This window comes from Paenalcaligenes sp. Me131 (genome assembly GCF_050487225.1).
Taxonomy (GTDB): domain Bacteria; phylum Pseudomonadota; class Gammaproteobacteria; order Burkholderiales; family Burkholderiaceae_B; genus Paenalcaligenes.
This window is the reverse complement of record NZ_JBKQGY010000001.1, coordinates 413,035-429,208: the sequence shown is the minus strand read 5'-3', so window position 1 is coordinate 429,208 and position 16,174 is coordinate 413,035. Positions and strand designations below refer to the sequence as shown.

Sequence of the window (16,174 nt, the reverse complement as noted above, 5' to 3'; positions counted from 1 at the left end):
TATTCTGTTGCCGTTTTTGTAACCGCAAGGCGTTGCAATAGCACTTAAACACGCTACACTGGAGTCTTACTCACTGTCCCAGCGACTGTTTGCTCTCTTTTTAGAAGGTCCGGCTCATGAGCACTGTAGAACTCACGCAAAACACGTTTCAATCCAGCATCGAAGGCGATAAGCCACTCATTATCGATTTCTGGGCGCCATGGTGTGGCCCTTGTCGCCAATTTGGCCCAACCTTTGAAAAGGTGTCCGAGAAACACGATGATATCGTTTTCGCCAAAGTAAACACCGAAGAAGAGCAAGAGCTGGCCGCTGCGCTGCGCATTCGTTCTATTCCTACCATCATGGTATTTCGCGAACGCGTACTGCTGTTCTCCCACTCTGGTGCTCTCTCTGAGTCACAATTGGAAGAATTGGTTTCTCAAGTTAAAGCGGTAGATATGCAGCAAGTACATGCTGAAATTGCCGAACAGCAAAAACAGGCTCCTGAAGCCTAATCATGCTTGAAAACCGCTTGGATGATTTCAAGCGGTTTCAGATTCTCCCTTTACTCCCTTTTCTCAAGTAGCGCAGAAGCGTAGCTATAGGCGTGCGTGGTCGCTTTCTTTGGCTTTGCTGTAATAGTTGCTGCGCGGTTTTTCTATTTCTGTCGCAGATCAGTGGGATCGCTCAGACCCGTCATTGTCGAGCAGAAGAAAGGGCTGTGAACCTGCCAGATTCAGAAGTATCAGGGGGACGGAGAGGAAACTTTTTGATTTGGTGTCTCAAATCACAAAAAGCTTTCCTGCAGTTCCCCGGTGTGTGCGATGAGTACCGCATCAATCATCGCTACGCGTTTCGGCAATCAAGCTGCGTAACGTATCTTTGAGCATATCTATATCTAAAGGCTGCAAACGTCGGATCACTTCTGACTCGTGGTGCTTAGCTTCTTGAATCAAGCCCGAAATCAACACCTGCCCTTCCTCGGTGATTTCCACCAATGTGACACGTCTGTCGCCCGAATGCGGTACACGACATATGTAGCCCGCCCCTACCATCTTATCTACCACCCGCGTGACGGTAGGTTGCTTGCTTGTCGCAATACGCGCCAAATGCCCCACGCTCACCACACCAGCACCTGATAACGTCGACAACACACGCCACTCGGTAATGGACAGGCCTTTTTTTAGTACGACTTGGTGAAACTCCGTCGAGATAATCAAACTCGCTTGCGCCAGCAAAGCGGGTAAATAGTCATCAACGAACACAAATTTATCGGTTGTAGAGGCGGTCATTACGTGGCCAATAGAGTCTGAAGTTTGCCTAATATACCAAACTTTGCTCACCGCACTGCGGTATGCCGTTTTCCTTATCAGGGAAAACCATCACAAATAATATATTGAGAACTAAACATATTCATATGAAAATAATAATATTCCAATATACAAAAAGCAGTAGCACTAGGAGGACACGATGGCAGAGCGTTCATTTGTCAAAGAGGTTGAGCTGTTACGTCTAGGCGCAGGCGATGTGTTTAGTGGCGAAGGCATTCTTGCCGTCACCAAAGCACTCTTAGAGTCTGGTGTTTCGTACGTAGCTGGTTATCAAGGCGCACCCATTTCCCACTTAATGGATGTGTTGGCAGATGCCCAAGACATTCTCACGGAAAACGGCATACGTTTTGAAAACAGCGCTAGTGAAGCTACGGCTGCTGCGTCTCTTGCAGCTTCTGTGAACTACCCATTGCGTGGTGCGGTCACGTTTAAAGCTACCGTAGGTACAAACGTTGCCTCGGACGCATTGGCTAACCTGGCTTCTGGCGGCGTGAAAGGCGGTGCGTTGATCATCGTGGGCGAAGACTACGGTGAAGGTTCTTCTATCATGCAAGAGCGTAGCCACGCTTTTGCAATGAAATCACAAATGTGGATGTTAGACCCCCGCCCTAACCTGCCCTGTATTGTGCAAGCAGTAAAAGATGGCTTTGATCTGTCAGAGGCCAGCAATACACCTGTGATGCTGCAATTGCGCATACGAGCTTGTCACGTACACGGTCAATTCGTTGCCTCTGATAATAAGCGCGCTAAGTTCTCGCTCAAAGAGGCCATGGAAAACCCACAACGCGACTTGGATCGTATTGTGCTGCCTCCTGCCAGCTTCTTGCATGAAAAAGAAAAAATCGAACAACGCTGGCCTGCTGCGGTGCAGTTCATTGAATCGCGCCAGCTTAATGAGTTCTTCGGTGACAACCACGACGATATAGGGTTGATCGTTCAGGGCGGTGGCTACAACAACGTTATTCGTGCCTTAGAACACTTGGATCTGGCTGATGTGTTTGGCGAATCCAAGATTCCTATGTACGTGATGAACGTAGCCTACCCACTAATAGAGTCCGAAATCTTACGCTTCTGCGAAGGTAAACGCGCCGTTCTGGTGCTAGAAGAAGGCCAACCTAACTTCGTAGAACAAAACATCTCGGCTATTTTGCGTAAAGCCAAAAGCACAACCGAGCTGCACGGTAAAGACTTCTTGCCCATGGCTGGCGAGTACAACACCCTCACCATGCTAAAAGGGCTACGTGCTTACTTAGAGCATTATGGTCGCATTGAGCCACAACCCGCTCGTAAACCACGTGTGATTCCACTCAAAGAAGAAAGCGTACAACGCCAACCTGCGACTACCACTGCAGTGGCTGCAGAAGTGCTGCCCGCAGGATCATTGAATGACAACGTGCACGGTAGACCTCCGGGCTTTTGTACCGGTTGCCCTGAACGCCCTATTTTCACAGCGATGAAACTGGTAGAGCGTGAACTAGGCCCGCACCACGTGAGTGCTGATATTGGCTGTCACTTATTCTCTATTCTGCCGCCTTTCCATCTTGGCAATACCACCATGGGCTACGGCTTGGGTGGCGCTGGGGCGGCAGCATTAAACACGGGCGCCAGCAACAAACGCGCCATTTCCGTCATGGGTGACGGTGGCTTCTGGCACAACGGCTTGACCAGCGGTGTGGCGAATGCGGTGTTCAACAAGAGCGATAACCTCACCATCATTATCGACAACAACTACACCTCGGCCACCGGCGGACAAGACATCTTGTCATCGCGTGCACAAAACATCACCCGCAGCACCAACCACCCTATTGAAAAAGCCGTTAAAGGCGTGGGTGTGGAGTGGATGCGTACCATCCGTCGTACCTATGACCTCAAAGCCATGACGGAAACGCTGCGTGACGCCTTAACTACAGAAGAGAAAGGCCCCAAAGTACTGATTGCACAAAGTGAGTGCATGCTGAACAGACAGCGCCGTGAACGCGGTCAAGTACGTAAAGCCTTATCCGACGGTCAGCGTGTAGTGCGTGAACGCTTTGGCGTGGATCCTGATACCTGCACAGGCGATCACTCTTGCATACGCTTATCTGGCTGCCCTTCCTTATCCATTCGCCCTAACCCCGATGCACTGCGTTCGGACCCTGTGGCTACGGTGATGAATAGTTGCGTGGGCTGTGGCTTATGCGGTGAAGTATCGCATGCCGCCATTTTGTGCCCATCGTTCTACCGCGCACAAATCATTAACAACCCTACCGGCTGGGATCGCTGGCGCGAAAAACTGCGTCGCAACGTAATCGGTTGGTTCCAGCGCCGTAGCGCCGCTAAGCGTGAACGTTACGCATTCTGAACATTAGGGAATAAAGAATCATGCAAGTCAAACCCATAAAAATTGCGATTTTAGCGATGGGCGGCGAAGGTGGCGGTGTGTTAGCCGACTGGGTAGTCAGCCTAGGCGAACACAATGGCTATTTTGCGCAAACCACGTCGGTACCAGGCGTTGCCCAACGTACCGGTGCCACCATTTACTATGTAGAGCTGTTCCCTATCAGTGCCGCACCAGAAGACAAAAAGCCCGTACTGTCGCTCATGCCTATGGCTGGTGACGTGGATATAGTCTTGGCTTCTGAACTCATGGAGGCTGGTCGAGCAGTACAACGCGGCATTGTGACTGACGATCGCACCACGTTGATTGCCTCCACACACCGGGTGTATTCCATTGCTGAAAAAACAGCCATGGGCGATGGCCGCGTGGACAGCGATGCACTGATTCAACATGCTAAACAAGCCGCTAAACGCTTTATCCATTTCAATATGGCCAAAGCCGCCGAAGAAGCAGGTAGTGTGATCAGTGCCGTGATGTTTGGTTCGCTGTCCGCTGCGGGCGTACTGCCTTTTAGCCGCGAACAGTTTGAACAAACCATTGAACGTGGTGGTGTAGGCGTTAAACCTAGCTTACGTGCTTTTGATGCGGCGTACAGCCGTGTGAATGCGGCACAAGAAGAAAACACCGATGACGACAAACCTGCCCTACCCGACCCAGCCACAGTCAATCCAAAACACCCTCGTGTGGCCTCGCTGGTAGACCGTATACGTCAGACATTCCCTGCCAGTACCCAGCCCATTATTCTGGAAGGTACACGACGACTCATTGACTTCCAAGACGTGGAGTACGGTGAACTGTATGTAGACAGGCTAGCCGCCTTGCAACAGAACATGCGCGCCGACGACCATTTACTGTTAAGTGAAGCCGCTCGTTACCTCGCACTCTGGATGTCATTTGAAGACGCCATACGTGTTGCTGAACTCAAAACCCGTGGTACACGCTTTGAGCGCGTCAGCCAAGAAGTGCAGCTAGAGTCCGGACAAATACTGGCCATCAACGAATACATGCACCCTCGCGTCGAAGAAATCAGCGAGATCTTGCCCTGTAAACGTCTTGCGCGTTGGCTGTTAAACAGCAAGTCATGGGGCCACCGTTTGTTACGCAGCATGACTGGTAAAGGCAGAATCGTCCAAACCAGCTCGTTACGCGGCTTCTTATTACTGAACACCTTAAGCGGCATGAAACGCTGGCGTCGCAAAACCTTGCGTTACGAGGCTGAACAGCTACGCATTGAAGAATGGCTACAACGTATAGCTAAACAAGCCTCTAACCACCCTGCTTTGGCGCTGGAAATTACCCGCACACAACGCTTGGTGAAAGGCTATGGCGATACCCATCAACGAGGCTTACGCAACTTCTCGACCTTGATGCAAATTTTGGATCAGCACGCCGACCGTGTCTCACCCGAAATGCTGCATGCCCTACGTGATGCTGCACTGGCTGATGAACATGGGAAGAAACTAGACGAAACTAAACAGGCGTACGCCTTAGTTTAAGCACTTTATGTGAGCAATTATAGTAAGTCGTCGTTAGATACTTTACTACTAAACAATATAGTGTAGAATGTAATTTGACTACGTGCGTATGCGACGGCTTGGTCTTTATTGTTAACGTACTGCGTCCTCATTTAAGGGTGCGCTTGGAATCAGAAAATGCAACCAACCACAGACTTAGATCTGTCTACCGAATTAGTACAAGACAGCGGCTACGAAGGACGCATCAGCCCTAAAGATCCCGCCAGCGTGCGGCTATGGCTACGACTCATGACCTGCACCAAGCAGATTGAGGACGAAATACGTAAACGCCTACGCACTAATTTCGATATTTCGCTGGCACGTTTCGATTACATGGCTCAGCTATACCGCTACCCCCAAGGCCTGAAAATGGGTGAGTTATCCCGTTATCTGATGGTCACCAGCGGCAATATTACGGGTCTCACCGACGAGCTATCCCGCGAAGGTCTGGTCTCACGTGTCAGCAGCCCTACCGACCGTAGAACCTGGTTGTTGCACCTGACCCCAAAAGGCAAAACCGCATTCGAAAAAATGGCGAGCCAACATAACCAATGGCTAAGCGAGTTGTTTGAAGGTATGGACCACGATGTGATCGTACAAGTACTGCAACAACTAGGGCAATTGCGTGTGCATTTGCAAAAGAACCTCGGCTAATTACAGAAACCAAAACAGGCCAGACTAGATACACACGTATGTTGTCTGGCTTCACCTAGAACTAGCGCTTTATGGCGTCACTATAAATAAAAAGGAAAACGCATGGAATCAAAGCCATACATGCAAAAACACCGGATCCGTTTCTCGGAATGCGACCCTGCAGGCATTGTGTTCTATCCGCAGTACTTTGTGATGTTCAACGATCTGCTGGAAAAATGGATCGATGACATCGTTCCCACCGAAGGTTTCCATGGCGTTATTGCCGATCGTAAAGTTGGCCTACCTACCGTGCATTTGGATGCCGACTTCCGTGCCATCAGCAAAATGGGGGATGACGTCATCCTTAGCCTCAGCATAGAACGCTTGGGTGGTCGCTCCATCCAACTGCATTTGCAATGCACCGACTTGGAAGGTCAGCTACGTATGGAGATCAACCAAGTGATTGTGACTACATCATTGGTAACGCACAAAGCCATTGATATTCCAGAGTTTTTACGTACACCCATGCAGGCTTACGTTCAGAAAGAAGCCGCCGTGATGGATAGCGCAAAATAAAACGCGTTTTTTCCTGTACCTAAATACTTTATTTGTATATTATTTATTAATAAACATACTACTCTGCATCTAATTCAGCGTGGTACATACCAATAAGGGAGCAGACATGAAGATCGTATGCATAGGAGGAGGCCCTGCCGGCCTGTATTTCGGTCTACTGATGAAGTTGCAAGACCCGAGCAACGAGGTCATTGTGGTGGAGCGTAACCGCCCCTACGATACCTTTGGCTGGGGCGTTGTGTTCTCAGATGCCACCATGGAAAACCTGCGTGAAGCTGACCCAGTTTCCGCTCAAACCATCGGTGATGCCTTCAACCACTGGGACGACATCGAAACGCACTTCAAAGGCCGTGCACTGCGTAGCCGTGGACACGGTTTCGTCGGTATTGGTCGTAAAAAACTGCTGAATATCTTGCAGGCGCGTTGCGAAGAAATCGGCGTCAAGTTAGTGTTTGAAACCTTCGTTGAAGACGAGCTTGAAATCGCTCGCAAATACCAAGCTGATTTAGTCATCGCTTGTGATGGTATTAATAGCCGCATTCGTACAAAGTACGCGCAAAGCTATCAGCCAGACATTGACGAGCGCCAGTGCCGTTTTGTGTGGCTAGGTACAGAGAAAAAATTCGACGCTTTCAACTTCATTTTTGTTGAAAACGAGCATGGCTGGTTCCAAGCCCACGCTTACCGTTTTGAAAACGGACTTTCCACATTCATCGTAGAAACACCGCAGGAAGTATGGGAAAAAGCTGGCATCGAGAACATGAGCCAGGAAGAAGGTATTGCTTACTGCGAGAAGCTGTTTGCCCCTCACTTGGATGGCAACAAGCTAATCAGCAATGCTTCCCACCTGCGTGGCTCTGCCATCTGGATTCGTTTCCCACGTGTCATCTGCCGCAACTGGGTACATTGGGAAAACGTAGATGGCAAGCAAACACCGTTTGTATTGATGGGTGATGCAGCTCACACGGCCCACTTCTCTATTGGTTCAGGCACCAAACTGGCCTTGGAAGATGCGATTTCCTTAGCCCAGCACCTGAAGCATGACATCAATCTGGAAACTGCTCTGAAAGAGTACGAAACAGCTCGCGGCATTGATGTGCTGCGCATCCAGAATGCTGCCCGTAACTCTACCGAGTGGTTCGAAAACGTTGCACGCTATGCAGATATGGCTCCGGAGCAATTCACTTACTCCATGCTCACTCGCTCACAGCGTATCTCCCACGAGAACCTACGTTTACGTGACCCTGAAGGCATTGCCGAGTTTGAACGCTGGTTTGCTACCGACGCTGGTCTGAAACCGGAAGCAGGCAAACAAGCGCCTCCGCCTATGTTTACGCCCTTCAAACTGCGTAACATGACACTGAAAAACCGTATCGTCTTTGCGCCTACGCTGATGTATTCGGCCAAAGATGGTCTGGTTAACGATTTCCACCACACCCATTACGGTGCTAGAGCCTTAGGCGGCGCAGCTTTGTTGATGGCAGAAATGACGGCCGTTACCCCTGAAGGCCGTGTAACCCCCGGTTGCGCTGGTTTGTGGAATGACGACCAAACATCTGCTTGGAAAAAAGTCGTAGACCATGTACACAGCTTGGATGCTCGTATTGGTATTCAGTTGGGTCACGCTGGCCGTCGCGGCTCTACTCAAGTAGGTTGGGAAAAGGCCAATAAACCTTTGCCATCCGGCAACTGGGATCTGGTCTCGGCATCTGCCATTGCCTACAACGCAGATAGCGCTACCCCTAGCGCCATCACTGCAGCACAAATGCAAGCCATACGCGATGCCTTTGTGTCGGCAACCAAACGCGCTGATGCTGCAGGCTTTGACTGCATTGAACTACAAGCCGGTCACGGCTACTTGCTGTCTAGTTTTATCTCTCCGCTGACCAACCAGCGTACCGATGAATTTGGTGGCAGCTTAGAAAACCGTCTGCGTTATCCCGTAGAAGTGCTGAAAGCCATGCGCGCTGCGCTGTCTGCAGAAAAACCGTTGATGGTACGCATTTCAGCACACGATTGGGCTGAAGGCGGTATTACCCCAGACGATGCCGTAGAAATTGCTCGCCACTTCAAGGCAGCAGGTGCAGATCTGGTGGATGTGTCCAGTGGTGAAGTCGTAGCTCACCAAAAACCGGTGTATGGCCGTATGTACCAAACACCGTTTGCTGACCGCATCCGTAATGAAGCATCCATCCCTACTATGGCAGTGGGTGCGATTCTAGAAGCAGACCATGCAAATAGCATTATCGCCGCAGGCCGTGCCGATTTATGTGCGCTCTCCCGTGGCTTCCTTGCTAACCCCGCTTGGCCTTTACATGAAGCTGCCAAGCTAGGTTATCAAGACATACCGTGGCCTGCCCCCTATCAGTGGGGAAAGGACTGGCTCACGCGCTAGACACCCCACACTAAGCAACATGGCAGAAGATCAAAGGAGACAACAATGACACAAGAACGCTATGACGCCTACCGCGAAGATGTGATTGGCCGAGCCAACGTCACCGATACACCAGAACTGGTGGCGTACTACCGCGAACTGGAAAAGTTCGAGGCGGGTGCGCTATGGAACGTGGCCAACAAAATTGAGCCGTGGGAACCTAAATCAGACTCCGTACCCGTGGTATGGCGCTTTAAAGACTTGCGTGACTACGTGCTGCGCTCGGTAGACTTGGTTACCCCGGAACAAGCGGGTCGCCGAGTCATTTACCTGAACAACCCAGGCCGCCGCGATTTCGCAGCTGCCGTGGGTTGGCTGTACTCGGGCTTGCAAGTCATGCACCCTGGCGAAGCCGCCTCCGCACACGCTCACTCATCGTCAGCGCTGCGCTTCATCATGGAAGGCTCTGGTGCGTACACCGTAGTAGATGGCCACAAAATGACACTGGGTGCGAACGACTTCGTGCTCACACCTAATGGCTCATGGCACGAACACGGTGTTAGCTCAGACGGCACTACCTGCATCTGGCAAGACGGTTTGGATATCCCACTGGTGAATGCACTGGAAGCCGGTTTTTACGCTGTGCACCCCGACTTGCAGCAAGCCGTGACCTTCCCTGTCAACGATGCCACCAACATTTGGGGTGGCCCAGGTCTGAAACCTACCTTGCATGACTGGCAAAAACCGTACTCGCCGTTGCTGAAATACGAATGGGAGCCTACGTACGAAGCCTTGCAACGCTACGCCAAAGTATCTGAAGGCAGCCCATTTGATGGCCTGATCATGGATTACTTGAACCCGCTAACAGGCGGCCCAGTGATGGCCACCATGGGTGCCAGCATGCAAATGCTGCTGCCTGGTCAACACACTAAAGCCCACCGCCACACCGGTAGCATCATTTATCACGTTGCCAAGGGTCATGGTCACTCCATCATCAATGGCAAACGCTATGACTGGAACGAGCACGACATTTTCTGCGTGCCATCATGGATGTTCCACGAGCACGTCAACGGCTCTAACAGCGAAGACGCCTGCTTGTTCTCGTTCCATGATCTGCCCACCATGCGTGCACTGAATCTTTATCGTGAAGAAGCCTTGGCCGATAACGGCGGGCATCAAATCATTACTAACTAACACCTTTGCATCACTACATGCTCCATGAAGCATGTTCGTAACTCTGGAGAAGAAAATGCGTCTCGTAACTTACCGCAGTGAACCCGCAGCAGCAGGCCGTTTAGGCGCTATCGTTAACGACTTAGTTGTTGACCTGCACGATTTTGGCGTTGTGACTGGCACCCCATTGCCAGACAACATGCTGGACTTCATCGACATGGGTCCTGCTACAGTCACAGCCGTTTCCCGCTTGCTGAACGAATACAGCGACGATATGCCCATTGGCATCGCCGTACCGCTGGCTAACGTAAAACTGCTGGCCCCTATTCCTCGCCCACGCAAAAACATCTTTGGTATTGGTTTGAACTACGTTGAGCACGTAGCCGAATCCAGCCGCACGTTGGATACCGCCAAAGAGCTGCCTAAAGAGCCAGTCATTTTCTCCAAGCCACCAACCACCGTTGTAGGCCCTGGCGACGCTATTGAGCACAACAAAAACATCACCCAACAAATGGACTGGGAAGTTGAGTTGGCCGTGATCATGGGTACACGCGCTAAACGTGTCAGCAAAGAAGACGCGCTGAACTACGTGTTTGGCTACAGCGCCATGATTGACGTGAGCGCACGTGACTGCCGTCGTGCTGGTCAGTGGATTTACTCCAAAGGCCAAGACACCTACGCACCATTTGGCCCCGTCATCATTACCGCTGACGAACTGCCAGACCCACACAATATCAACTTGAGCCTGACACTGAATGGCGTGACCAAACAAAGCTCCAACACACGTCACATGCTGTTCAACGTGAACCACCTGATTGCTGACATCAGCGCAGGGATCACACTGGAACCCGGCGACATCATTGCAACTGGTACACCTGAAGGCGTAGGCGCCGGTCGTAGTCCACAAGAATGGATGTGGCCAGGCGACGTAGTAGAAGCCTACGTAGAACACATCGGTACACTGCGTCACCCTATTGTTGACGTTACGCCCAGCAAATAAGGAGTAGTCACATGCTAGATCTTCCAGTGTTCAAGGCTGCTGCCGTACAGACAGCACCTGTATTCCTGAATACGGATGCCACCGTAGAAAAAGCATGCAAGCTGATCCACGAAGCTGCCGATAACGGTGCCCGACTGGTGGCTTTTCCTGAAGTTTTTATTTCGGCCTACCCCTACTGGAGCTGGATTCTGAACCCAGTAGACGGTAGCCCTTGGTTTGAAAAACTGGTGAAGTCCGCTATTGAAGTGCCAGGCCCTGAAACCCAGAAAATCGCCGAAGTAGCGCGTCAGCGCAAAGTCAACGTGGTGATTGGTGTTAACGAACGCAACCCCAACAGTATCGCTACCATCTACAACACGGTAGTGACTATCAGCGACGAAGGTCGCCTGTTGGGTCGCCATCGTAAGCTGGTACCTACATGGGCTGAAAAACTGACATGGTCGCCAGGCGATGCGTCGTCCTTACGCGTACACAAAACCAGCGTTGGTCCATTGGGTGCGTTGGCCTGCGGTGAGAACACCAACACCTTGGCACGCTTTAGCTTGCTGTCACAAGGTGAGTTAGTACACGTGGCTAACTACATTGGTTTGCCTGTGGCGCCTAAAGACTACGACATGGCTGAGGCTATTCGTTTGCGTGCTGCGGCCCACTGTTTTGAAGGCAAAGTGTTTACGGTGATTGCGTGCTCTACGATTTCGGAAGAAATCATCGAACAAATGAGCACCGTACACCCTGACGCTCGTGCTTTGCTGGAACGTAAAAACAGCGCGTTCTCAGGCGTGATCGGCCCAGATGGTCGCACTATAGGCACACCGCTGATTGATGATGACGGTATTGCTTACGGTGAGATTGATTTGTCACGCTGCATACAGCCACGACAAATGCATGACATCACCGGTCACTACAACCGTTTTGACATCTTCAATCTGCAAGTCAATCGACGTTCCTTAAGTGCTGCCACCTTTGTGAACGATGACTTCTGCGCCGCCGAGCTCAACCCGGCACCCGCAGGTCTGGATGAACAACCCGAAAACTAAAGAATGATATGTACCTACCTGTCGCTATGCCAGTAATAGCGGCAGGTACGAGTACAACGAGGAGACAACGGGATGAGTACACAGAACAGTATCAGCCAGCTTGTACAAGCGCTGAATAGCCAACAGGTGAAGGTCATTGACCTCACCCACACATTAAGCGAAAGCTTCCCTGCCCTGCAATTGCCACCCGAGTTTGGCCAAACTGCAGGATTCAGCAAACAAACTATCAGCCAATACAACGAACAAGGCCCCGCGTGGTATTGGAACAATTTCACCTGTGGTGAGCATACCGGCACACACTTTGATGCACCTGTGCATTGGGTGTCGGGCAAAGATCAGCCACAAAACACCGTAGACACCATTCCTGCGCAAAACTTCATACGTCCTGCGGTCGTGATCGACGCATCTGCTGAGGTTGCCGCGAATGAAGACTGGGTACTGACCAGCGACTTCCTTAAAGCATGGGAAGCCACACATGGCCGTATTCCAGAGCACAGTTGGGTATTTTTACGTACGGACTGGTCTAAACGTCTGGCTAAAGACCCTGCCAGCTACGTCAACATGAAAGACGACGGCCCACACACGCCAGGCCCTAGCCAAGAAGCGGTGGAATGGATGCTCAAAGAACGTAACGTGCACGGTTTTGGGGTAGAAACCATCAATACCGATGCCGGACAATCTTACGCGTGGCCCATGCCTTTCCCCTGCCACACCTTAATGCACGGCGCCAACCGCTACGGCTTGCAATGCATGCAAAACTTGGATCAGTTGCCTCCTACCGGTGCGCTGATTATTTCTGCACCATTGAAAATTGAAGCAGGCTCAGGCAGCCCACTGCGTGTGCTCGCGTTGGTGTCAAACTAAGCGACGTTACGACTTCCCTTTTTACATACTGGGACTGTTGTAACGACTAAACCCTTCGTTTTTACGAAGGGTTTTTTATTTGTAATGCTGCAATCTGAGCGATACGATATCGCGTTACCACAGCGCAGCCAGTCACACATTTATGTCTACGCCACAAAACCCGCCCCCTATAACCGAACTACAGCACCGTGGTTGGTCTATTGAAAAACGACACCACCAACAGTTTCAGCTACCGCCCGAAGTCTCGGCTAGACACCCCAAGTTACCTACCGCATTACTGAATTTCCTAGGCAGTCTAGTCTCGTGCGTTAATCCCGCAGAAACAGCTTGGTTCTTATGCGAAGCCGACTTTCACAACACAGACGAATCCGCCTTCCGGTGGAATGAGTGGGAACTGATCTCGCTAGAAGCAGCCGGTGACGACAGCACGCTGAAGTCTGAAATACTGTCATTCTGGGATCATCATTTCCCTTTTATGCTCTCAGTCACCAATGGGTATAGCTATTACGCGATAGATACCTCACCCGCACACTTTGGCCGCATCGTCATGGGACTAGAGCCGGAGTTCGAGGAGGTAGATGTAGTGGCGGAATCATTTGAGCAATTTCTAGCTCAACTAACGGCTGAAGCCATACTGCCCTAAAGAAAGGGCTGTAAATCTCACTACACTCAGATCAACCGGGGGACGGAGAGGAAACTTTTTTGATTTGGTGTACAAATCACAAAAAGTATTCCTGCAGTCCCCAGCGTGTGCGATGAAGGCAATGCTCCGTTGTAGCACTAGCCTGCCAACATACTCTTAAGCCCACATAGCCGCATCCACAAAGTCATTACTCGCCAGCAATTGGCTGCCCTCGTCTCACCCTACCCGCCTACCGCCCCCTTCTGCATCAACCCAAAAAACCGTCATCTTCCACTAATGGTTTTCCTTTATATTCTTTGGAATATGTTTACTACTAAACTATTAAGCAATAAGAAAATAATTGACCTGACTTCAGGCCATACTGGAAGAGATAAACGATGCCTACATTCGATCTTGTGGTCCGCGACGTACGTCCAGCTTCCGAGCTGATACGAGAAATCTTGTTGGAATCCGCAACCAACTCACCTCTGCCCAGTTTTGATGCTGGTGCGCACTTACAAGTACAAATCCCTGGCCTTAACGATCACCGCTGTTACTCGTTGATTGTCACTGCTCCCGACTACAACTGGCAAAGCGCCCCCTCCTGTTATCGCTTAGGTGTACGCCTAGAAGCGGAAAGCCGTGGTGGTTCGGCTTTCATGCACCAGTTGCAAGTAGGTGATGTGATTCAGGTTAAGGGCCCCGTCAATGATTTCCCAGTGCACACTGCTGCGCAAGCAGAACCCGAATATGTACTGATCGCTGGCGGTATTGGCATTACGCCTATTGCCAGTATGGCCTGCACTCTACAACAGCAAAACCGCCCGTTCCGTCTGCACTACAGCGCACGCAGCCAAGCACAATTGGCCTTTGCCGACAGCTTGCAACATGCATTAGGCGACAAGTTGGTGTGCTACCAAAATGACGGCCAACCCTTAGAGTTGAATGCGCTCTTCGATACGCTGAATCCTGAGCAGCATATTTATGTCTGTGGCCCACAATCCATGATTGATGCGGTGATTGAGATATCCAAAGCACGTAACTGGCCACGCAGCCATGTGCACTTTGAGCTGTTTACGACTGCCACAGCCCAAGCAGGCGACCAGCCCTTTGAACTTGAGCTGCGTCAGTCAGGCATGACACTAACGGTGCCTGCCGATAAAACCATCGTAGACGTGCTGGAAGAAGCTGGCTTGGACCCTATGTTCGACTGCAAACGCGGCGAGTGCGGCGTCTGTACTGCCGACGTACTGGAAGGCATTCCCGACCACCGCGACTACTTCCTGAGTGATAACGAGAAAGCCAGCAATAAGGTCATACAGACCTGCATTTCCCGCTGCAAAACACCCAAACTTGTTCTTGATCTGTAATTAGCAGGTGCCATCATGACTACCTACCGCAACAACCCCGACGCCATTCGCCAACTGGTGCGTGATACAGAGGTACACAAAGACCTGTATATCAGCCCAGAAGTGTTCCAACTGGAAATGGAACAGTTATTTGCCAACACGTGGGTTTACGTTGGCCATGCTAGCCAAGTGCCTAACAAGGGCGATTACATCACTACGACTGTAGGCAATGAAGAAGTGGTGATGGTGCGCCATAACGACGACAGCATCAAAGTGCTGTACAACCGCTGCCCGCATAAAGGCGTCAAAGTGGCTGGCGAAAGCTGTGGCAACACCGGTAAGTTTTTCCGCTGCCCCTACCACGCGTGGACCTTCCGCACTGACGGTAAGCTGTTAGCTATTCCACTAAAAAAAGGCTACGAGAACACGGGCTTTGAATGCAGCGAAGCCAGCCAAGGCATGGCTCCGGTTGAGAACGTAGAGGTATACCGTGACTTCGTATTCTGTAGATTAAGCCCTGAAGGCGAAAGCTTTGCGGACTTCTTTGGCGAGTCCTTAAGCACCATCGACAACATGGTGGACCGATCACCTGAAGGCAAGTTAGAAGTAGCCGGTGGCGTGATGCGCTACATGCACAACTGCAACTGGAAAATGCTGGTCGATAACCAGACCGATACCTGTCACCCCATGGTGGCACACGAGTCGTCAGCCGGTACTGCTGTCAAAGTCTGGCAAGAAGCGCCTGAGGGCACGCCTAAACCTATGGCGGTAGAACTCTTTGCGCCCTTTATGTCGCCGTATGAGTTCTTTGAAAACATGGGTATACGGGTATGGGAAAACGGCCATGGCCACACCGGTGTGAGTGATTCCATACACGCCGAATACTCCGATATTGGCGGTTACTGGGATCAAATGGTAGCAGCCTACGGTGAAGAGAAAGCCAAAGCCATTTTGGGTGATGTGCGCCATAACACCATTTACTTCCCCAACATCATGGTCAAAGGCCCCATCCAAACACTGCGCGTGTTCAAACCCATTGCCGCCGACAAAACCTTGGTGGAATCGTGGACCTTCCGCTTAGTAGGCGCGCCCGACAAGCTGCTGGAACGCACGCTCATGTACAACCGCCTGATCAATGCACCTACTTCTGTAGTGGGTCATGATGATCTGGAAATGTACGAACGCGCTCAAACCGCGCTGCAAAGCCGTGGCCGCGACTGGATGAACGTAGGACGTTTGTATGAAGACGGTGAAGAGACGCGCACCAATGTGGTGATTAATGGCACCAGTGAGCTGCAAATGCGCGCACAGTTTCGCGCTTGGCTGAAATACATGGGTCTTTAAC

General features: G+C 51.1%; 14 protein-coding genes. 13 read left to right on the top strand and 1 reads right to left on the bottom strand.

Going from position 1 to position 16,174, the window contains the following annotated elements; translation table 11 throughout:
- Positions 1–116 precede the first annotated feature (116 nt).
- A complete protein-coding gene (trxA, locus tag ACLPHM_RS02055; RefSeq protein ID WP_430219609.1) occupies positions 117–494 on the top strand; it encodes a thioredoxin in 378 nt (125 codons plus the stop codon).
- Positions 495–815: 321 nt separating this feature from the next.
- Here trxA and ACLPHM_RS02050 read toward each other — a convergent pair whose 3' ends face one another.
- A complete protein-coding gene (locus tag ACLPHM_RS02050) occupies positions 816–1,271 on the bottom strand; it encodes a MarR family winged helix-turn-helix transcriptional regulator (RefSeq protein ID WP_430219608.1) in 456 nt (151 codons plus the stop codon).
- 178 nt (positions 1,272–1,449) lie between these two features.
- Between ACLPHM_RS02050 and ACLPHM_RS02045 the strand changes: the two genes are divergently transcribed.
- The 12 genes from ACLPHM_RS02045 (at position 1,450) to ACLPHM_RS01990 (ending at position 16,173) form a co-directional block, all read left to right on the top strand.
- Positions 1,450–3,651, top strand: a complete 2,202-nt coding sequence (locus tag ACLPHM_RS02045; protein ID WP_430219607.1) for a thiamine pyrophosphate-dependent enzyme — start codon at positions 1,450–1,452, stop codon at positions 3,649–3,651.
- A gap of 20 nt (positions 3,652–3,671) precedes the next feature.
- Entirely contained in the window at positions 3,672–5,183 is a 1,512-nt protein-coding gene (locus tag ACLPHM_RS02040; RefSeq protein ID WP_430219606.1) for an indolepyruvate oxidoreductase subunit beta family protein, read from the top strand.
- 156 nt (positions 5,184–5,339) lie between these two features.
- Positions 5,340–5,855 (top strand): MarR family winged helix-turn-helix transcriptional regulator, encoded by a 516-nt coding sequence (locus ACLPHM_RS02035; RefSeq protein ID WP_430219605.1) that lies wholly within the window; start codon positions 5,340–5,342, stop codon positions 5,853–5,855.
- A gap of 102 nt (positions 5,856–5,957) precedes the next feature.
- Positions 5,958–6,410 (top strand): acyl-CoA thioesterase, encoded by a 453-nt coding sequence (locus tag ACLPHM_RS02030; protein WP_430219604.1) that lies wholly within the window; start codon positions 5,958–5,960, stop codon positions 6,408–6,410.
- 106 nt (positions 6,411–6,516) lie between these two features.
- Positions 6,517–8,805 carry a bifunctional salicylyl-CoA 5-hydroxylase/oxidoreductase gene (locus tag ACLPHM_RS02025; protein WP_430219603.1) on the top strand — a complete coding sequence of 763 codons (2,289 nt, stop codon included), beginning with the start codon at positions 6,517–6,519 and terminating at the stop codon, positions 8,803–8,805.
- Positions 8,806–8,850: 45 nt separating this feature from the next.
- Positions 8,851–9,978: a cupin domain-containing protein gene (locus ACLPHM_RS02020; protein WP_430219602.1), complete on the top strand. Its 1,128-nt coding sequence runs from the start codon at positions 8,851–8,853 to the stop codon at positions 9,976–9,978.
- Between the two features lie 55 nt (positions 9,979–10,033).
- Complete coding sequence (locus tag ACLPHM_RS02015; protein ID WP_430219601.1) at positions 10,034–10,957, top strand: fumarylacetoacetate hydrolase family protein; 924 nt, start codon at positions 10,034–10,036, stop codon at positions 10,955–10,957.
- Between the two features lie 11 nt (positions 10,958–10,968).
- A complete protein-coding gene (locus ACLPHM_RS02010; protein WP_430219600.1) occupies positions 10,969–11,994 on the top strand; it encodes a carbon-nitrogen hydrolase family protein in 1,026 nt (341 codons plus the stop codon).
- A gap of 72 nt (positions 11,995–12,066) precedes the next feature.
- Complete coding sequence (locus ACLPHM_RS02005; protein ID WP_430219599.1) at positions 12,067–12,858, top strand: cyclase family protein; 792 nt, start codon at positions 12,067–12,069, stop codon at positions 12,856–12,858.
- 142 nt (positions 12,859–13,000) lie between these two features.
- On the top strand, positions 13,001–13,501 hold the full coding sequence (locus ACLPHM_RS02000) for an SMI1/KNR4 family protein (protein ID WP_430219598.1): 501 nt from the start codon (positions 13,001–13,003) through the stop codon (positions 13,499–13,501).
- 377 nt (positions 13,502–13,878) lie between these two features.
- Entirely contained in the window at positions 13,879–14,850 is a 972-nt protein-coding gene (locus ACLPHM_RS01995) for a PDR/VanB family oxidoreductase (protein ID WP_430219597.1), read from the top strand.
- A 15-nt stretch (positions 14,851–14,865) separates the two neighbouring features.
- Positions 14,866–16,173 carry an aromatic ring-hydroxylating dioxygenase subunit alpha gene (locus ACLPHM_RS01990; RefSeq protein WP_430219596.1) on the top strand — a complete coding sequence of 436 codons (1,308 nt, stop codon included), beginning with the start codon at positions 14,866–14,868 and terminating at the stop codon, positions 16,171–16,173.
- Position 16,174 lies beyond the last annotated feature (1 nt).